The following is a 20,933-nucleotide window of genomic DNA, read 5'->3' on the forward strand; positions in this document are numbered from 1 at the left end:
AGCCCCTTATTTAAGGGGCTTTGCTATTTGTATCTAAAGCAGTTGGGAATTTAAGCTCGCAATTTTCCAACTTTCGCAGCTGCTAGAGCTAAAGCGGCCAAAATCAAAGGAACGAAGGATACCCACAACACCATCTGCCAACCGTAAGCGCTTAAAAGCCCGCCTGATGAAAAAGAGCCTATTGCCATCAAGCCAAAAATAATAAAGTCGTTGAGCGACTGAACGCGATTTTTCTCTTCCGGTTTATGACATTCCAACACCAAAGCTGAAGCGCCAAGAAAGCCGAAGTTCCATCCAATGCCCAGTAAAATGAGTAACCACCAGAAATGGTTTACATCTACGCCCAACAAACCAACAGCCGCAGAAACACCCGTCAAAACAATGCCTATTGCGGAAATACGCACAGCGCCAAATCGCGCTATCAGTTTGCCGGTGAAAAAGCTCGGGGCATACATGGCAATCACATGCCATTGAATACCTAAGTTTGACGACTCATGGCTGTGGCCGTGCATATGCATGGCGAGCGGGGCTGCAGTCATAAGAAAGTTCATGATCATGTATGACGCTGCGCCACACACCACAGCAGAAATAAAGCGCGGTTGAAGTGCAATTTCCATTAATGGTCTTCCTCCACCATGCTGCTCTTTTACAGCCGGAGACTGAACGCCATATAAGATCACACCTGAGATCACAGCAACTACTGCCTGTGCAAGGAACGTGGCAGCAAACATTTTTTCTGGCCACAGATACATGGTTTGTGTCACTAGCTGCGGCCCGATAACACCTGCAACAATACCACCAGCCATAACTAGCGAAAGTGCTTGAGGCCTTTTCTCTGGCGGTAAGCCGTCCGTCACAGCAAAACGAAAAGAGAGAACAACAGCAGCGTAAGCGCCACCTAAAAGGGTCGAAAGGCAAAACAACCAGAACAATCCCGTGAACATAGCAGCCATCGCTAACAACCCCGTTAACACGCCAGCTACCGAACCCGCCATAAACGCCGCTTTTCGTCCGTACTTTCTTGCTAATTCTCCAGCTGGAAAAACACACACAGCCATACCGACAACGAAAATAGAAATAGGCAGTGTGGCGAGCAACGGAGAAGGCGCCAGCATACTTCCGACAATGGCTCCGGTTGCAAATACAACCACTGAATTCGCCCCTGCCAATGCTTGTGCCAATGTTAAACGCCATAAATTGGAACGGCTGACGTCTGGACCAAGTATTGCGGGATCAGAGATTGTCGAATACGAATCGTTAGACATGAACTTTACTTTCCTTGTATGAATTCTATTTCTTATACGAGCATATTAGATCAGAAGCAAAGCTCAAAGGCTTATTCAATACTCTACTCCCGTGCTCTACAAACATCCCATAATGAGTTTTCAACCATCACACCATTCTTGTTGGAATTATGTAAAAGAATGGTAGTCAATTGATTAACTTTCAGGTTATCGTAATTGCGTTTTCAACATACGGTTGGATCACTACCATGTATGGTTGTTTGGCAATTGTTGATACAACCATAAAATGATGTTTATGATTTATTATAATTCAGATAGTTATAAAAAATACAACCATATATTGATATCGTCCAATGCAACCATAAGTTGATATTTTTGTGATGATTGGATTTGGGAGTTAAATTTTTTGTAAGAAAGTTTCTTACAGAAAAATGCCCTGAACTCCCCTCACTTCACCGACAAATTCAGTAGCGAGTTAACATATGACAAAATCGCTTGGTGATCACAACACTGATGTCCGGTATCGTAACTCGGAAATGGACAAAAGTTTGCCAGTAATTTTTCTAATTTAGCAATTCATGAATTACTTCAAGTATGGCAGCCTTATATAACGGCGTGTCCAGAATTAGTGGTGCAGTTCAAAACGCATCCAATCCTCAGTGTGCATATCACTTTTGGAGTAACCTGCTGAAAAAATGAGTATTCCTCTGATAATTTGAATGAGACAATATGCTATGCATCAATGCTGTCTTGAACTTTCGAACACAGCCAAGTCTCAAACCCATCAGTAAGGAGCGACCTTGTACTTATCAAAGATAAAGATTACTAACTTTCGTCTATTTCAAGATTTAGAGTTAGACCTAAATCGAGGTCTTAATATATTGGTTGGAGAGAATGACTCCGGTAAAACAGCTTTAATTGATGCAATCCGCTATACACTCGGAACGAAGTCAAACGACCGATCCTATGTTAGCGATGAGGATTTTTACAATGACACCAGTGAGCTAAAAATACAGGTAAAATTCTCAGAGGTAGATGCCCATGCTCATCGTTTTGTAGAACACCTCTCCCATGAAGAGTATGAAGATGATGAAGGAAAAACGAGGTTGCGTTCTGTTCTTTATGTGCAGCTTCGCGCTCGAATAACTGGAGTTGAACGCCGAGGATACCCTTATATTAAAACTGAAGTACGCTCCGGTGTAGAAGGAAATGGATTAGCTATTGAGTCAGAAATTAGAGATTTCCTAGCTGCCACATATCTAAGGCCGTTAAGAGATGCGGAAGCAGAGCTTTCCTCTGGCAGGGCCTCAAGGCTTTCACAGATATTAAGCTCTTCTAAGGATATCAACATAGGTATGGACAATATTCTTAACATCGTAGCCCAAGCGAATGAAGAGCTACTATCTAAAGATTCTGCACTTAAAAAATCTGCCGAGAACATACAGAATAAATACCTTTACAAACTAATTTTTGATGAAGACCAATCCAGACTTGGCGCATTCATTGATATTGCTGGTGTTAAACAAGATGACTTGACCAGCTTACCTGAACAGTCCAAAAAGCGACATCTTAGAGCTTTACTTGAAGGACTGTCACTGACTCTCACTGATGATAAACGAGCTCATGGTCTTGGGTACCACAACTTACTCTTTATGGGTGCTGAATTATTACTGTTAGAGCAAGAAGTAAGTAATGAACTTCCTCTATTACTTGTTGAAGAGCCTGAAGCTCACCTTCACCCTCAATTGCAGATGAAGCTTCTCCAGTTTATAAATAAGAAGTCTAAGACCTTAGAAAATCCAGATGGAGTCCAGTGTTTTCTAACCACTCATAGTCCTAACATTGTATCAAAAGCAGATCCTTCAGAAATTATTATGTTATCAGAAGCGGGTGCATGGTCTTTAAGGGTTGGCGAGACAGAACTTGAAGAGCCTGATTATAAATATTTAAGAAAATTCCTCGACGCCACCAAAGCGAACATCTTCTTTGCTAAAGGAATACTCCTCGTTGAAGGTGATGGAGAAAATATACTTCTACCTGAAATTGCAAGATTGCTAAACCGTCCACTCGAAAATTACGGTGTATCCATCGTTAAATATGATAACAGTGGTTCTTGGAAGCGCTTTGCCAAATTATTTCTTAGGCCGGGACAAGAAGATAATTGTGCTCAATGGCATCCGACAAAAGTTTGCGTACTTCGTGATCTAGACCTGTGGCCAGACTGTGCAGAAAAAAAAGACGATGATAGTAACCCCTACGGTTTCAAAAAGTTCAGCACCCGAAACAAAAGTTATTGGCTCAGGAGCTATGAGAATAAATCAGAGAGAAAATTAGACCTTATTGAAGGATTAAGTAAGCAGAATGTCTGTGTAAAAATATCTGATGATTGGACTTTTGAATATTGCCTCGCTAAACATGGGCTTTTTGATGAATGCTATGAGGCAATAGATGGCCCATTAATACCAAAAGACGACATACTTGATGACAAAGATCAGAAGGCAACATATATCCTCAATCAAGTAATGAAAACCGATTTTGCATATGACTTGTCAGAAATATTGCAAAAACAATTGGATGAGAAGATAAAAACAGAGATTTCAGCGCTTTCAGAACAAGATATAAACTGTCATACAGCACGCCATAGCGCTATAGAAGCTGCAAAGTCAGCGTACGCCACAGAGTTAAGAGCAAAGTTGCCTCCTTACATTGTTGAAGCTATAGATTTTGTTACCGCACCAAGCGGAAAAAAAGAAACTCGTGAGGATTAGAGTAATGAATCACGAACTTGGGAACCTCATTACCCGTGAGGATATTGCAGCTTTAGCTGAGGATGAACAGCTTGTTCTTGATGATAACGTAAGAATATCAATTCTTGAGGCAATGCACTCTATTGATGTTCAGGCGTGTCCTGGAAGTGGAAAAACAACTCTCATTGCTGCGAAACTTATTCTTTTGGCGCAGAAGTGGAGAAGCCAACACCGTGGAATATGTGTTCTTTCTCATACCAATGTAGCTAAAGATGAGATTATTGAACGGATTCAACACTCGAAGACAAAAGAAGCACAGGTGCTACTTAGCTATCCACATTTCATTGGGACTATTCAGGAGTTTGTACATCGCTTTTTAGCACTTCCCTACGTTCGATGTAATAATACTTGCGATATTACTGTAGATAATGATGAATACGCCAAACAAGCAGTGAAGCTACTTAGTAGAAAGCAATTTAGTTGGCTTCGCGGTACTTTAAATTGCTTAAGAAATAATGAAGCTAGAGAAGCCTTTTTCAAAGAAATATACCACTATTCATCTCAAGACGGGACGGCTATAAATATAAAGACAAGGCCGAAATCTTGGAAGAGCGACGCTAATTTTGAAAGGGCTAAGCGTGATTTATTGTTATTAAAAAAATATCTTGAGGAAAGTGGATATTTTCTTTATCGAGATATGTACAGCCTTGGGCAAGAAGTATACAAAAATAATAACGCTATTATAAATTCTCTAAGGGCAAGATTTCCGTATGTTCTACTTGATGAAATGCAAGATACACAGAAATTCCAAGATGAACTGTTATGTGAAATATTTCCAACTAATAATGATGAATTAGTTGTTCAAAGGTTTGGAGATCCAGATCAATCGATTTTCCATGGAATAGGCAGTGAAGAAGCGAATTGTAGCTTTAATGGTAAGAATCGAGATGATATGGACTTTTTGATTCATCACTCTCACCGCTTTGATCGACAATTATCCGAGTTAATTAAACCACTAAGCTTTAATGAAATAGCTTTGGAAAGTGAAATATCAGAAAAGGAGATAAAGAGAAGGTCTGAAACTTACTCTGCTGTCGGTAAATTTGAACACACAATAATTCTATTCACAAAAGAGACCTGCGATAAGGTTGTCGAAACATTTTCGCAAATAGTCTCAACCCAGTTCTCAAATGACTATAAAAAGTCCAAAGATTTTACTGTTAAAGTAGTTGGTGCAGTAGGGAATAAAATCGAACCTAATGCCGAACAATTAAAAATCGGACACTACTGGATTGACTTCGACAAAAGTAAATCAACAAATAGCTATCAAGAAACTAGCCTTATTGATGCTGTCCGTTATTGCCAACGAAGTGTATCCATCGATTGGGCTGATAAGTACAATTTTTTAATGTCATGTATCCTGAAGTTAATGAAACTGTCAGGGAAGGTCGATGAAAACGACCGCTACTATTCAGCATCTACTTTGCGATTGTCTCTATCGAACAATAGTAATTGGGAAAGTTTCCGTAAAGGGATGTTTTATTTGCTAGACAACCCTAAAGCAACACAGCGTAAAATTTGGTGCCAGGTATGCTCAAGGTTTAGCGATCTGTTAGAGCTTCCTCCTCTCCAGTCAGAGGCTGCTGCATATATAGCTTTTAGCGAAGATGTCGCCATTACTCAATTAGAACCTTCTGAAGAAAAACAATGCAGTACTATGCTTGTTTCTTTAAAGGATAACAAAATTGCTCACAGAGATGGGTTTAATATTGAGCTTTCTACGATTCACGGGGTTAAAGGAGAGACTCATGATGCGACTTTAATCGTAGAAACAAAAAATCATACGTTCGATCTAGAAACAATGATGCCTTATTTGATTGGCGAATACCCATGTATTGCTCACCCTAATATGCGGTTACCTGAGAAACCTCACTCACAAAGAGCATTCAAGCCAAATAAAGTTTTTATGCGTCAACTGTATGTTGCGATGAGCCGACCTAAACACCTTCTATGCCTTGCTATGGACGCAGATCGTATTTCCCAAGAGCAAAGAATATTGTTATCAGAACGCGGATGGCACATAAAGGAGACTGAACTATTGACCGACTGCGACTCTAAGATTTATCAAGCACCAGATAAAGTTTTGTAGGGCAAACGCACATTAACAGGGTGTGAATGAGTAGAAGGTCTAACGCGAAAAGGGGCACAAATGATTCAGCTCAGATCAAGCTGAATCGAAGATGGACAAAACTGAGTCAGTGACTTAGCTAAATTAGTAAATCAGGGATACATAAAAGTATGGGCAGTCGCCTAGTTAGTATCCGGTATTAAGCTGAAAATCACCTGATTTTATCAACAACCAAACATCTTTAATGATCACGTGTATAGTTAAAAAAGGCATGACCTAGTCACAACCTGCCAATAAAAATGGCCTAGCTAAAAGATAGACCATCTTGAACTTTGGAACAGTACAAAAAAATAAGGCAATTAAGTTATTTGTTACTTTTTTAGTAGCACCTATCCCAATAAATGTTGCTTCTCTTTAACCGCGATATTATTTGACTTTGGGTAGCAAGTAGCCAACTACCATACTATTAACTATGCATAGTAGAGCACTTACGAATAAAACAATTGCAGCAGGGAATTTCACTACAATCAAACCAATTATGGTCAATAGTGATAGTCCATAATACCACCTGTATTCCAAACTATTCTTTAACAAATAAAACACTACTGTTTGTGCTAAGCTAGCTAACACTATGAGTACTAGAATTACTATCGTTGGGTAATAAGCTTCGTCACTACTTGGCAGCTGAAACCATAGATACAAAAACGGAGCAATTAGTAAACTTACACCTGAGAGATACATTTTTTCTGGAAGCCCTTTTACCTTTCTCATACTTTTTACTCTCTATTATCAGACCGCTCTTCATTGGAGGATGCTTCATTGAACAGTACATTAGATACAGTAGTGATAACTTCACCGCCCACTCTTATGGGAGTTTCATATTGAGCCGGAAGAGCGGCATTGTCCATCTGCTTACTCAGACTTTGCTGCATCCTCAGGGTAATTTTCATCCAATTTTGCTTAAGTTCGAGTCGAGTTATTATCGGCCAAATTCTTCCACCTTAAAGGGGCTTTCTCATCCCTGTCAGTGTTATTGTTGTCGACATATTCTTTTTGGTTTCCTTATTTTGATTAGCCAAGAATGAGGGCAGCCTTCCAACTCAGATACACGATCAACTTGGTGAGCTAACGAACCCCACGGTTTAATTTCAGATGAGTATTTTTAAGACAAAATGATTCATACCATTCTGAGCTAACTGTGACGTTAAAACGTTATGGGGCAAAGGTGAGTTGCACCAGTACATATTACCTCTGGCACTTTATAGGTAATTATTCTGATTCAATATTCTTCTTTTTATAATATTGGGCTTTTTGCTCTTTCAACAAATTGCGTAATTTAACGGTATCGACATCATTAGAAATTAAGTTTAAGCAATAATCCATGTCAGACTCAGAAAACAGCTTCTCCTCTTTGGCTCTATTGGCACGTGAACGAATCGGATTACTACACTTATTCCGTTCTTCAATATCCTTTATATCTTGACATGGTTTATAGGCAAGCATTGCGAAAGTCATAGTCAAATAGCCCGGCCAGCGGAGATCGCCTGTCATAATAGAACAGTGCAATAGTTCTTCTGCTAGAAACATATTAACCTTTGATGCAGAATAGCTAACCGAAGGGAAGGTGCAACTGCTAAAAAGAGTCCCATAAAACAAGACTTTGTAAAACATAATAATCACCCGATGCGCATTAGTTTCCATTTATATTAGTTGCTTTTCGCTCTTTCAGCTTCGTACAGAGAGTTTCGTCTTGATCTGGTCTAATCATTAGTTCAGATTTTGAAAAAACAAAATGTTAAGCTTTAAACGATAAACTGAGGAAACACATTCCGGGGCACAGGCTTCTCAGCGACATGAAAAGCCTGTATTAATCTTTCTAGCAATCCGTTTGCTCTGAGAGTCTCAGAGCATCTTCTAGTTCAACGCCAAGGTATCTAATAGTGTTATCTAGCTTCGAATGGCCAAGTAAGATTTGTACCGCTCGTATGTTTTTCGTTCTGGCGTAAATCAGAGTAGCTTTAGTACGACGCATAGAATGCGTACCATAATAGTCCGCATTCAAACCAAGCTTCACAGCCCAGCTCCTGATAATCGTACGATAAAACGAATAGCTGATGGGTTGGCCTTTACGGCGACTGCTTGGAAATAGAAAACTACTTGCTTCTAGGTTTTCTGAGTAGACCCACCGGTTAATACTCTGTTGCGTTCGCGGAGTAATCTCATAGTGTACATCGGTACCTGTTTTTTGCTGGATGCATTGAACCCTCTCATAGATTACTCCTTGCGAAGAAACATCATATAAGTGGAGTTTTAATAGATCACTTGCCCTTAGCTTGCTATCAATGGCTAGGTTCAGTAGTGCAAGCTGCATTAGGTCATTTTCAAGTTCTAGCCTAGTTCTGATTCGCCAAATCTCTTCCAACTTGAATGGTCTTTTAATGCCGCTGCATTTTCCCGAAGATAACTTTCTCATGTTGACCTCCTCTTCGATGTTGTTGGTCAACATAGAGTCTGGCTATCAACTAGAACTGTTCCAGTCGCGACGAGATTCGGTCAGGGTGAACTGAAACATCCGTGGACAAAAGTGAGTTTCGGAAATTAGAATATTAGCATTTCATGTATAATTTAAAGTATGGAAAAGTATCTTAACTCTTAGTCCAAACCTTCTGGTGCAGATTAATCAGTATTGATCCTACGTCTACAACTTAAGCATATATGTGAGATATTTTTTGACCACAATAAGGGCAATACTTGGCGCTTCCATCTGGGTTGTAGTGCAGCCCTTTTGAACATTTGAACTTTATCCAATACGTTCTTCTGATAACTCGCCAGCAATGAACCATACAGAATCCCTCAATATTGCAGTGTTCAGAAACGCCAGAAGGCACGCGAAAAAATAATCAATATTGGAAAAATTTCTAAGCGACCAAATAACATGGCAACGCACATTAACCACTTACCTTCCGGTTTTAGTGTGCCAAATCCTGAGGCAGTCTCACCGTATCCAATCCCCATATTGTTTATACATGCCGCCACAGTACCAAACGCCGTAACAATATCATGTCCTATCGCCACCATTCCCCAGATGAAAACACAGGTGAAAAAGATATAAAGGAAAAACAATCCCCATACTGAGCGAATCACACGATCGGATACGCTCTGCCCGTTTACTTTCGTGGTTAATATGGCATTCGGATGGATGAGACTGTTAATCTCTCTGCTGCTTTGTTTATAAAGTAAGAGAAAACGAACGGCTTTAATACCACCACAGGTGGAGCCAAAACATCCACCAAAAAAACTCGCACCTAAAAGCAGCAATACAACATGGTTCGGCCAACTCGGATAGCCTCCGGCACCCAGCCCGTTGTCTGTCATCACTGATACCGTTTGAAAAAAACCGTGAACCAGTGAATCCTGCAAGCCAAAAGTCTGCGTTCGATACAATTCAAGACAGGCAACCCCAACGATGCAAGAGAGGATAAAGATGAAAAAGCGAAATTCCGCATTCTGAAGAATGGGGCGCACACTCCTTCTCACTAGCGCTACGTAATAGAGGGCAAAGTTGATAGCGGCGAGGATAGAGAATACGCCGGCAACCAGCTCAACCGCCGCACTATTGTAGAAACCTAAGCTATCACCGTGAGTAGAAAATCCGCCTAATGAAACGGTTGATAAGCTATGACAGATAGCATCAAACCAATTCATCCCCGCAGCTTTAAACGATAGAGCACAAGCAAGCGCAAGTGCGGAATACAAGCCCCATAGGTTTCGCGCCGTATCCGCAAGTCGAGGCGTCATCTTCTCTTCTTTCATCGGTCCAGGCATTTCAGACTGATAGAGCTTGGCACCACCAATGCCCAAAAATGGCATGATCGCGACAGCTAAAACAATGATCCCCAACCCGCCTAAAAAGTTCAGCTGAGCTCGGTAAAACAAAATCGATTTAGGTAGTGTATCTATATTGGAAAAAATCGAAGCTCCAGTTGTAGTAATGCCGGAGACGCCTTCAAACACCGCATCCGTCAATGTCATGTTTAAGCGGCTATCTAAAATGAAAGGCAGTGCACTCATCGCCGAGAAGATTAGCCAGAATAAACATGCAACCATAAAGCCATCGCGCTTTTGTAGGTACTTGTCTTCACCTTTGGTTGACTTCCAGCCAACGATTCCAATCGAAAGAGAGAGTAAAAAAGTAAGAAGGAATGCCGTAATGTAACCATCGCGATTGAGCAGCGAGACTACGATTGGAACCAGCATGGTAAAGCTGTAAATGATAATTAAGAAGCTACATAGGTGAATAATCGTTGTGAAACGAGAGCTGACTTGAACTCTTGAGGAAACATTAAACATCATGCTCGACGTCTCCATCTGATTGGCAATTTACTGTATAAACCTAAGGCAACAGGATGGAGATGAGTAGCTCCGCTCATCGACGATTCGGAACGAATGGGTGGAACATCGCTTGGAATAGGGAACATGATAACCAGTCTTCAGAGCACGTTTTAGCGCCTACATTATCAAAGTGGCAGAACTGAATCGCGTAAAAAAAGCGTAAAAAATTCACGAAAAACAGAGACAGGATTATGCGTTGTGAAGCTTCATACGTCTTCATTCATCGCTGTAGTGATAGAACAAATAATTCTAGGTATAGGGGCAATACACCCACATCAAATGACAATCGAATGCACTGGACAATACCTTTACTATTTTTTCCAAAAGTGTGGCAATAACATGGCTAACACCGTGAAGTATTCCAATCGGCCAAGGAGCATTGCCAGATTTAATATCCAGATACCTGTATCAGAAACCGGTTGAAAATTGCTTGCTACCACGCCAAAACCTGGTCCAAGCACATTGATACACGCTACCACTGCGGTAAAGGACGACCAAAAGTCCAGCCCTGTTGCCATCATCAGCAAAGTGAACACCACGGTGGTCAGCGCTGCCAGAGACATAAAAGCCATCACAGCATTGGTCACATCAGAGGTTACAACACGCCCTTGATAACGGATAGGCAAAATGGCTCTGGGATGACTAAGCTGACGAATTTCTCGTCGAATCACTTTAAACGTGATGATATCGCGCACAAATTTATTGCCCCCTGCGGTTGAACCTGAGCAACCACCAAGATAGGCACAAAACACCAAAAAGAGCGCGCTTGCCGCAGGCCAACTGCCCAAATCCGCTGCCCCAAATCCTGTACTGGTCATAAATGAGACGACGCTGAACATGGCAAAACTAAGAGAGGTAAAGAAATCATCGTAGGCAGAATGGCTAAAAATGTACCAGCCCAAAACAAAGGAGAGCGCTATCGCGGTAAGAATAAACACTCTCGACTCTTCATCAGAGGCATAAAGACGCAGTCCTGCAAAACCATTTCGAAACACACGAAAATGAAGGCCAAAACTGATCGCGCCCAACATCATGAAAATATTGGATAGCATAAGGATAGGGTGACTTTCAAAATACCACATACTGGCGTCATGCGTCGAAAAACCGCCTGTTGAAACCGTGGTAAAACTGTGCGCAATGGCATCGTAAGCCGACATCCCCGCAAAATAGTAAGCCAACGCACACGCGACGGTAATCGCTAAATAGACACCCCAGAGATAATGCGCTGTCTTATTGATACGAGGCGAAAGCTTGTCATCCTTGATCGGCCCAGGCGTTTCTGCCTTAAGCAGACGCATTCCTCCGACATTGAGCATGGGCAGTACCGCAACGACAAATATCACCACGCCTAACCCACCCATCCACTGAAGAAATTGACGATACAAAAGAAAAGATTTCGGCATATCGTCCAAGCCAGTCAGGATGGTGGCACCCGTGGTGGTTAAGGCGCTGATAGACTCAAATACCGCATCAGTCATGCTCACGTCTGTGACCAAATGAATGGGGAACGCCCCTAAAAAACCCGTTAAAACCCAGGTTAAGCTGGCAAACATTAACGCATCTCGAAAGGTGACTTTGTGCAGTTCACTTTTTCGCAATAGAACGGACAACAAAAAGGCACTGAACATCATCAACGCCGAAGGAGAGAAAAAGTCACCGGATATATGGTCTTGAAAGACAAACAGCGACAACAATCCAAATGAACCTTGTACAATACCCATCCAAAGCATAGGCATGACCAAGAGTCGAACGGTATTCTTGAGGTTAATCACGAGGTGGCTCCATCGCAACTAAACGGTAGCCGATCCCTGATTCGGTTTTAATGAGCTGTTGTTCGTCTGCACTGTCGTTGAGTTTTTTGCGCAACTGGCTGACCAGTACGCGCAGATAATGGGTATCGTCGGTATGACTTTCGCCCCACACCTCTCTCAACAAGTCTGTTTGTTTCACAAGTTGCCCTGGTGTAACCATGAGCATTTCAAGAAACGCAAACTCCTTTTTGGTCAGAATCACTTCGGTATCAGAAAGCCAACATTGATGGGTGCTCTTTTGCAGTTTGAGCACACCGAAGTCTAAGATATCCTCGCTAATATGCTCACTAACCAAATCTCGCAGTAGTACCTTAATCCGTACAATGAGTTCTTTAATGCCAAACGGCTTACTGAGGTAGTCGTTAGCTCCCGCTTCAAGTAAGCGGATCTTCTCTTCTTCTTGATCGCGTGCCGTTAGGATGAGCACAGGTGTTTTATTTGACTGACGGATCATTGATAGGAACTCGATACCATCACCATCAGGTAATCCCAAGTCGAGCACCACCACATGCGGCTGAACACGCTCAAATTGCACTTTTGCCGTCGCTAACGAGTTAGCTCCCACGTAATCAAAGCCTTCAGCCGCCAAAGAAATGCGCATAAAAGTTTGGATTTGAGGCTCATCATCCACCACCAGTATTTTGTAGTTCACTACTACTCTCCTTGTTGACTGCTTGGCAGCGAAATCCGAATCAAACAACCTTGTTGTACTTCTACACATTCGATATGGCCTTGATGGGCTGAGACCACGCCTTTAGCCACACTCAATCCAAGACCAGAGCCAGAATCGTCACTTCTTTTTTCCTTGCCTGAATAAAACAGCTCGAACATTCGTTCTGCTTCATCGGGTTGCAGTGATTGGCCTTGGTTGTAGACATCAATCACCACATTTTGCTGATTCTGATAAATTGTCACGCTGACCTGTTTATCTTTAGGGGAATAGCGCAACGCATTGTCCAATACATTAAATAACGCTTGCTCTAACAAAGCCCGGCTGACTTCAACCGATGAAACCGCCTCATTGACGACCACCTCAATACTTGTGGTGGATGAAGAGAAACGGCCAATGACGCTTTTTACAATGTGTACTATGGATTCTTGTTGCTTCTGGATACGAACCACGCCGTGCTGCAATTTCGTCGCTTGCAAAAGGTTCTCTATGTATTGGTGTAAGCGATGGCTTTCTTTGATGGCACTGTCGAGCAGTTCATCCTTTTCTTTGGCTTGCAGTTGCGTCTGATACTCTTTGAAGGTGGTGAGATTACCGATAATCCCCGCGAGTGGGGTTCTCAAATCATGAGATACGGAGAGCAAAATTTGGTGGCGCAGTTGAACTTGTTCTAGCGCATTCTGTTGGCGTCGATACCGCTCAGCGAGCTGGCTAGTGGTAAAGGCAACCACAATAAAAACAAGTAAGTTGATGATGTCATCCAAGTGGAACATCTGAAGCGAATATCGAGGCGTGGTAAAGAGAAAGTTGAAACTAACGGCTTCGGCAATCGCAGCCACATACGCTATTCGTGAGTGACATTGAAGGGCTATCACAACAATAGAAAGCTGGAGTATCAGTAACACCGCGATGGCTGAGCCTAGCCAATGCTCAAGCCCCGATGAAATGACGAGTGCAATGATGAACACCGACGCAGATAAGAGATAGCGATTTTGCGTCCAACTCATTGTCATACCGATCATTTAATTGAAAAGTCGTGAGTTTGACTGTATCAGATACGTCACAAAGGTTCGCGTAAAAAAAGCGTAAAATTTGATAAGTGAAAATGAATTACTATTGAAATAAACCATAAAATCAGGGCTGTGACCTCCATGATTTTACTCGTTGCCCCAAATTGGGATGACTTACATGAAGATTTTTCGTTCAGATTAAAACCACCGACATTAATATGTAGTCTTCAAGAGAAACATCACACCATTCTATGAACCTTTTTAAGTCTGACTGTATGAGTAGTGAAGTTTACTTGTGGAATCTTATTATTCCAGTCAGCTTAGTCATGCGTTTTAACTATAATACATGGCTTGATATTGTGAACGAGGATTGCATGATAGAAATGAAGTGGCACATTTGGGGGCTGAAATTTGCTTGCATTTTGCTAGTAATAGCAACAGGAATATTTGCTTATTGGCTGTATCACTTTTTAGTTAACCATAATTGATACAAAAGCTTTGGTTAAACATACTCTCTGATCAGCGGTGTTTTATGTTGGTTCAACCGATCTAGACTAGAAATTCTCAATCGGTCAAACCAAGGTATCTACGAATAGCCATTGTTTTAGCTGTTCGCTATAACGTGAATCTCTCTCTGTGGAAAGGGAATGGTTAAACCAGCGGCTTCAATTCTTGGTTTGACCTCCTTCTGAACAGACCAATAAGTCTCCCAGTATTTATCCGTTGGACACCAAGCGCGAAGTTGGAGGTTAACTGAACTATCCGCCAGCATGTGGACAATCACTTGAGGCTCAGGATCTTTAAGAATATGCGATTGGGATAATGCCAGTTCTTTTAATACGTTCAGCCCGACCTCTACGGAATCTTTGTAAGAGATGCCAACCGTGATATCCATACGACGTTTGTTGTTACGGCTAAAATTGCGGATGGTTGAATTCCAAACGGCACTGTTCGGGCTAGAAATGTAGAGACCATCTGCCGTCTCGAACACAGAAGTGAATAGGCCAATATCGACCACGCTACCTGAGTAGCTTCCGAATTCAACGAACTCGCCTTTTTTGATTGGCTTGAGAAATAAAATCATGATACCTGCGGCAATGTTGCTCAGTGTGTCTTTCAGAGCAAGGCCAATAGCTAAACCCGCTGCACCGACTAAGGCAACCAAGCTGGCGGTATTCACACCAAAGAGGTCTAGAACAATGACCAACGCGACTAAATAAACCGCATAAGACGCCACTTGAGAAAGCAAGCGAGCGATAATTTCATCCCCACCGCTGACTTTCTCTGTTGCTTTAAATACCCCGCGCTTGACGAGCTTGGATACCACAGAAGCCAAGATAAAAATAAAAATCGTCAAGAGCGCATTTTGCAAGACCTGCATAATGAGTGCCTGATGAGTATCGTAAAAACCCGTGATATGTTCCATGGTTACTCCTCTATCTCTTTTTTGTACGGATTGGTAATGTTTACTGCGTGACTCAATAAGTTCACCGTCCAATATTGTGTATTACAGCGCTCCATAGATGAGATAAACGTTGTATCCCAAATAACACACCAACAGAACAGTGCCTTCACTGCGAGAAATCGTCTGTGATTTGCCAAAACGAGCGGCGGTCAACAGCAGTAATCCTGTAACAAAAAGCATCGATGTCCAGTCACGCCAGAAGACTTCAGCACCAATATTGGCAATAGGTTCAATGGTGCCAGCAATACCGATGACGGCTAAGGAGTTAAACATATTTGAGCCAACCACATTACCCACAGCTATATCATGCTCGCCTTTACGAGCTGCCACGATGGATGCTGCTAATTCGGGTAAGGACGTTCCTAAGGCCACAATAGTTAGGCCAATCAATAAATCGCTGACACCGAGTTGTTGTGCGATTTCCACCGCTCCCCACACCAAAATACGCGAGCTGATAATCAGTAACACTAACCCTGTAATCAACCAGAAAATAGATGACTTCAGCGACATACTTTGGCTAGACAGCTCTTCGTCCATCTCTTGTTCTAAGTGGTCTCCCTTTGAGTGCAAGGCGCTCCAGATTGACCAACCAATCAAAATCATGAATCCACCAATCAACGCCCATGCTTCTAATGTGCTTATATGGTGATTCCACAACATTGCGCCAATGACAAGCGTGATGAGTAAAAGAATGGGAAGTTCTTTACGGATGATGCTTGAATGCACAGCAATCGGTGCAATGATTGCTGTTACACCGAGTATTAAGGTAATGTTGACAATGTTCGAACCGACGGCATTTCCAAGCGCCAGAGCAGGGTTGCCATCCATAGCCGCCATTGCCGAAACCACCATTTCGGGTGCCGATGTACCGAATCCGACGACCAGCATACCAATCAATAAAGGCGGCATTCCCGCATAGTTGGCACTAGCGGCTGCGCCTTCAACAAATTTATCTGCACTCCAGACAAGCAGTGCAAAGCCAGCGATAATCGCGAGTGTCGCTAATAGCATGTTTAATCCCTATTAAATAACGTAAAAGTATAGAATAACGGCCAAAATTAATCGGTAGATGACATAAGGCATCATCCCAAATTGATTCAGGAATTTGAGGAAGTAGTGGATCGCCAGTATTGCGGTGAGAAAAGAGGTAACGCTACCAATTAAAAGTGCCAGCCAATCTACGGTTACCGAACTATCCATCGCTACTTCAGCGATTTTGGCTGCTGCCGCGAGAGCAGTAATCGGTATGGCAAGCAAAAATGAAAGGCGCGAAGCGGCCTGACGCTCGAAACCAAGCATCAACGCAGCGGTAATCGTCGCCCCTGAACGTGAGGTTCCAGGTATCAACGCGAGCGCCTGTGCGCAGCCTACAACCACCACATCCTTCCACGTTAACGTGCTGATATCTCGTGTTTTCTTGCTAAGAATATCAGCCAAACCCAGTAATACGCCAAAGAAAACTGTTGTGAAAACAATCACTTCAACCGAGCGAAGTTGGTGATCAATTACATCCATTAGCAGTAATCCTGCAAGTGCTGCGGGAAAGGTTCCCCACAAAATCGCCCAAGCTAAACGACTGTGTGATGTCGAATATTGACGATGAGTGATTGACTTACTCCACTCCGTAAGCAGCAGAACGATATCTTGACGAAAATAGATAAGCACCGCGAGCAGCGTACCAATATGAGTGGCGAGATCGAAGCTAATACCTTGATCCGCTTCACCAAGCAAGGTGGGCATTAAAATCAAATGAGCAGAGCTGGAAATGGGAAGAAACTCGGTGATCCCTTGGACTATCCCTAAAAACAAAGCGTACCATGCATCCACAGCAGGTTTCCTTTTGTCATCTCGGGCAGGCAAAAAACAAAAGCAAAATTGCGATCCTACCCGTATCGCGATTTAGCTTAAGTCTTACCAGAACATGTCGAACGTGAATACCACAAGCATGAGGCTTGGAGACTGTTGATATTCACTCCACTATTAATCAGTAGTGGAAGGCTACTCCCTTAAACGAGCTGAATTGTAACTAATAAATACATTTTACATCAAATGTTAAATGAATAAGTTGAAATAAGAAAAAGTTTGGGCTGATAGTATGTGTACGAGTTTTTGCTCTAACTAACAATACACAGTTTCACAATTCATCAGAGATAAGTTTTGTGAGGGCTACGCATAGTACAGTTGACAGTAATGCTCTTTGCCGCAAAGAAGGAATGGGGCAGATCTGAGCTAGCCACATCAGCTAGCTCGAAGATGGATAATTTCGAGTTAAAGTCTTGACTCTAACTCGTCTGCTTCGGATAAAAGTATCTATGGGTAAACGCCGCACTCTGCGGCAAATTTGGAGCGCAGCGGAAAAGTTCTCCGACAGCAGCGCTTTGTTAGATTCATTACCAATCGTCTTCGATTCCTTTTTCTCTCTTTTCAAGAGCATCACGAAAAGCCTTTAATGCTACTTTCGCTTGAGAATCGACCTTGTCTTCATCAATATCCCTTACTTTTTCTTGAATTCGTTCTATCTCTAGAAAGTTTTCGATGCTCTCAAGCTTTATGTACGTAGTAATTTTAACTACGTAATCTCCCATTGCTTGAGATGAAGATTTACTTGCAAACCTTTTTAACAAGGTCAAACACTCTTCGGCAGTCTGAGTCTGCAACTTTAACCAGTCTATAACTTTATTCTCATCTCCCCAGCGCTTCCATCTATACAAAAAAGAAACCAAGTGTTCATTAGAAAGTAGTTCGCTAGGCGCATTTTCAGACATTTCATCCAGTTTTTTTACAAACACTGCCTTAAGTAGCTCAAACTCCTCATCTCGTAGTATCTGGTCAGCATCAGCTTTCTTTCTGCGATTTTCATCACCTAGTAATATGTGTTCGACAATAGAGAGCCCTTTTGACGCTTTGAAGCATTCTAAAAGCAGCTTACCTCGCTCCTCGAGATCGTCAATGCGCCGTAGAAACCAAACAACAAGCCTTACAGCATGTGTATTCGAGCTAAACATCGTAAACCCAATTGATTCATGATCAATTTGGTCACCAATATCTAAAACGCCCTTAATATACGCACTGCCATTTTCAAGAGGCACTTCATCTGTGAATGATTCAAACTGTGAAAGAGCATTTTTTAGAATGCCACGTTCTTTGAGGGACAAGATAAATGAAGAAAGCCTGTCAGAATCATCAGTTAGACTAAGCATTTCCTGCAGGTCTGAGTTTGAGAGTTCCCCACTTGGAATTGAAAATTGAAAGTATTTATCAAAGTTAGAGGGGTGACAAACACGCATCTCTCTCAACCATGTACTAGAAAATTCTCCAGAATAGTGTGTGCCTCCCAGAGCCCATTCTATTGTTGGAAATAGTTGCTCTACCATTTCCTTTACAGCATCTCGCTTATTCTCAGAAGCCTTATCCAATATGCTATTAATTAGGGCAGCAGCAGATTCCTGGCTTCTTCCATATCTATCGGAACCATTTTTAGTGAATATCTCTTTCGCGCGTGCGATTTCCTTATAAACATCAGGCTCAAAAACTCTTAGGCACTCAATTGCCATTAAATCCACTGGGTTGACCTCAAAAGCACTTTTGCCTTTAAGTAGTGTAAAATGGAATGAAAGAGTAGAGGTGTATCTATAAACGCTTCGCAGATTGTCAAAATATGCGCTCAGAGCCCCGTGAAACATGTTCCCCCACCGCCCCGAATCAAACATATTTGCAGCTGATTTGTCTTGCTCGATAATTTTATCTAACTGATTGAACAATAAGTTATGCAGTCGTGTAGTTTCTATTTGGGGTATGTCAAAAGGTACCTGAATTATTTTCTCTAAATAATCTCGACCCTGTTGCGCCCCGTCATTCATTTTATCTTCTACCAGATCTCGCTGAAATAGAAGAAGGAAGACCACATTCGGAAATTCCAAGTTTGCTTTTATAAGCTGAAAAACCATCCTTAATTGGGATGACGTCAGCCTATCCAAATCATCCATTACAACGATCAACGGAGATTTTCTTTCGAGTAATAATCCTGTCAATTCCCGTCTTATATCACTCAAACTCTGCTCTTTTTCCTTGGCAGTCGCCTCAACATTTCCACTCAAATTTTCAAGGAAGCCTTTGCCCCACTTTAATATTGCAGCCCATCCACCCAAAATCAGTAGAATAGTAGTACTAACGTTGCTTACCCAAGCTTCGTTTGAAAAATTACCGCCAACCCCTATAAGGGTTGCGAGTACAAACAGTGTAGGGAGAGCCGCTGAGAAACCTGATACTACTGTTTCACCCGTATTAAGATACCGACCATATTTTTTTAGAGTTGCCGCTAACTTTTTACCAGACTTGCTTTTATCTGTGTGACCTATTGACTTTGATACTTCTTGAAAAAAGGAGGCAGTTATTTTTTCTTGAGCGGCCCATTCCCATGGGGAAAATTCAATTACATCAGGTTTTTTCTCTGTTATTTCCGCTAGTCGAGATAGGGCCATGTTTTTAATAGAAGACTTCCCTGATCCCCAGTTACCATGCAAGGCTACTACTAAGCTATCATTTCCATGCCAACTTGCCATTGCATTAGCCAAGTCCATGGAAAAGCCTGACCGTCCCAACAGGTCCTCTTCTACTTTTGTGATCGGCCTATCAGAAGCAAATCCGTGTAAATCTTTTGGTTCCATATGAAATCTCTATAGGGAATCTAACATTTTATTGGTGACATGCGCATTTACCTCGTTGGTTCAGTAAAACGCGCAAAGTATAACCATCTGTATACAAAGAATTTATCAGCTTCACTTCAAATATACTATCTGGAATAACGTGCACGGTATGGCAAGATTTGAGTAAAATGGATGAAAATTTGTACGCGAAGAAGTCTGTGTTTGAATGCGCCACAGACAACGAGTTAACTCGTTTTGGGGCATAGATTAGTTAATCTCTACTGTGGGTGACTTACTAAATCACTAATGCTTGCGATGTGGTATGCTGTGTGCAGTGGTTAAAAAGTAAAGGCATAGCTATGAAGTCTACGAAGCAAATTACAAAAGCTAGAAATGTAAAAATTGAAAGCATGAAAGCAATTAAAGCTGCTTACCTGAAGGCTATGGATGAAGGGCGCATAAAGATCTATCGAATTACGCGAATTCGGTAACGAACTAATGGGGTAGTTTTAAGCTCAGGTTGCTTTGTTGTTGAATTTAGGAATAGACTAGACGCTATCAATGATAGTGGGACTTCTTCAGTACATTGATGTCTACTCTGACAAGTTGCAGGCCGCGCCTGCGATAACCAAAGACCTCCGCAATATCAATAGCCCTGTTCTCTTCCGCTCATAAAGTATTGACCACAGGTAGCGCGTAATATAATCACTTCCTATACACCCTAGCATATAAGTGATACGCACTTTGTGTGCTAGAGCGCATTTACATGCATATAAAGCAAGCGTTAATAATGCTTAATAATCGCTATAACTATTGCTAC

At 41.9% G+C, this 20,933-nt stretch carries 13 protein-coding genes; 2 read left to right on the forward strand and 11 right to left on the reverse strand.

The genetic code is table 11. The features are described 5' to 3' along the window. Positions 1 to 50: 50 nt before the first annotated feature. On the reverse strand, positions 51 to 1,265 hold the full coding sequence (locus L3V23_RS06425) for an MFS transporter (protein ID WP_102965739.1): 1,215 nt from the start codon (positions 1,263 to 1,265) through the stop codon (positions 51 to 53). A gap of 779 nt (positions 1,266 to 2,044) precedes the next feature. On the opposite strand from L3V23_RS06425, the gene L3V23_RS06430 reads away from it, so the two are divergent. Together L3V23_RS06430 and L3V23_RS06435 are read left to right on the forward strand one after the other, a co-directional pair. Further along, complete coding sequence (locus tag L3V23_RS06430; RefSeq protein WP_237292058.1) at positions 2,045 to 4,012, forward strand: AAA family ATPase; 1,968 nt, start codon at positions 2,045 to 2,047, stop codon at positions 4,010 to 4,012. 4 nt (positions 4,013 to 4,016) lie between these two features. After that, positions 4,017 to 6,140 carry a UvrD-helicase domain-containing protein gene (locus L3V23_RS06435; RefSeq protein WP_237292059.1) on the forward strand — a complete coding sequence of 708 codons (2,124 nt, stop codon included), beginning with the start codon at positions 4,017 to 4,019 and terminating at the stop codon, positions 6,138 to 6,140. Positions 6,141 to 7,388: 1,248 nt separating this feature from the next. Here L3V23_RS06435 and L3V23_RS06440 read toward each other — a convergent pair. The 10 genes from L3V23_RS06440 to L3V23_RS06485 all read right to left on the reverse strand — a co-directional run bounded on the left by L3V23_RS06440 (position 7,389) and on the right by L3V23_RS06485 (position 20,134). Continuing rightward, positions 7,389 to 7,790 (reverse strand): hypothetical protein, encoded by a 402-nt coding sequence (locus L3V23_RS06440; protein WP_237292060.1) that lies wholly within the window; start codon positions 7,788 to 7,790, stop codon positions 7,389 to 7,391. A 205-nt stretch (positions 7,791 to 7,995) separates the two neighbouring features. Further along, positions 7,996 to 8,592: a tyrosine-type recombinase/integrase gene (locus tag L3V23_RS06445; protein ID WP_237292061.1), complete on the reverse strand. Its 597-nt coding sequence runs from the start codon at positions 8,590 to 8,592 to the stop codon at positions 7,996 to 7,998. Between the two features lie 395 nt (positions 8,593 to 8,987). After that, positions 8,988 to 10,472: a TrkH family potassium uptake protein gene (locus tag L3V23_RS06450; RefSeq protein WP_237292062.1), complete on the reverse strand. Its 1,485-nt coding sequence runs from the start codon at positions 10,470 to 10,472 to the stop codon at positions 8,988 to 8,990. A gap of 350 nt (positions 10,473 to 10,822) precedes the next feature. Continuing rightward, the gene (locus L3V23_RS06455; RefSeq protein ID WP_237292063.1) at positions 10,823 to 12,283 is read right to left on the reverse strand and encodes a potassium transporter TrkG; all 1,461 of its coding nucleotides are present in this window, start codon (positions 12,281 to 12,283) and stop codon (positions 10,823 to 10,825) included. Continuing rightward, the gene (locus tag L3V23_RS06460) at positions 12,276 to 12,974 is read right to left on the reverse strand and encodes a response regulator transcription factor (protein ID WP_237292064.1); all 699 of its coding nucleotides are present in this window, start codon (positions 12,972 to 12,974) and stop codon (positions 12,276 to 12,278) included. The genes L3V23_RS06455 and L3V23_RS06460 overlap by 8 nt, the downstream gene beginning before the upstream one ends. 2 nt (positions 12,975 to 12,976) lie before the next feature. Beyond that, positions 12,977 to 13,999: an ATP-binding protein gene (locus L3V23_RS06465; protein WP_237292065.1), complete on the reverse strand. Its 1,023-nt coding sequence runs from the start codon at positions 13,997 to 13,999 to the stop codon at positions 12,977 to 12,979. 607 nt (positions 14,000 to 14,606) lie between these two features. Further along, complete coding sequence (locus L3V23_RS06470) at positions 14,607 to 15,428, reverse strand: mechanosensitive ion channel family protein (protein WP_237292066.1); 822 nt, start codon at positions 15,426 to 15,428, stop codon at positions 14,607 to 14,609. 81 nt (positions 15,429 to 15,509) lie between these two features. After that, on the reverse strand, positions 15,510 to 16,478 hold the full coding sequence (locus L3V23_RS06475; RefSeq protein ID WP_237292067.1) for a calcium/sodium antiporter: 969 nt from the start codon (positions 16,476 to 16,478) through the stop codon (positions 15,510 to 15,512). A 12-nt stretch (positions 16,479 to 16,490) separates the two neighbouring features. After that, positions 16,491 to 17,294 (reverse strand): undecaprenyl-diphosphate phosphatase, encoded by an 804-nt coding sequence (locus tag L3V23_RS06480; RefSeq protein ID WP_237292068.1) that lies wholly within the window; start codon positions 17,292 to 17,294, stop codon positions 16,491 to 16,493. A gap of 563 nt (positions 17,295 to 17,857) precedes the next feature. After that, entirely contained in the window at positions 17,858 to 20,134 is a 2,277-nt protein-coding gene (locus L3V23_RS06485) for a P-loop NTPase fold protein (RefSeq protein WP_237292069.1), read from the reverse strand. Positions 20,135 to 20,933 lie beyond the last annotated feature (799 nt).

Origin of the sequence: Vibrio sp. A1-b2 (assembly GCF_021726015.1) — a bacterium.
Classification (GTDB): Bacteria; Pseudomonadota; Gammaproteobacteria; order Enterobacterales; family Vibrionaceae; genus Vibrio; species Vibrio diazotrophicus.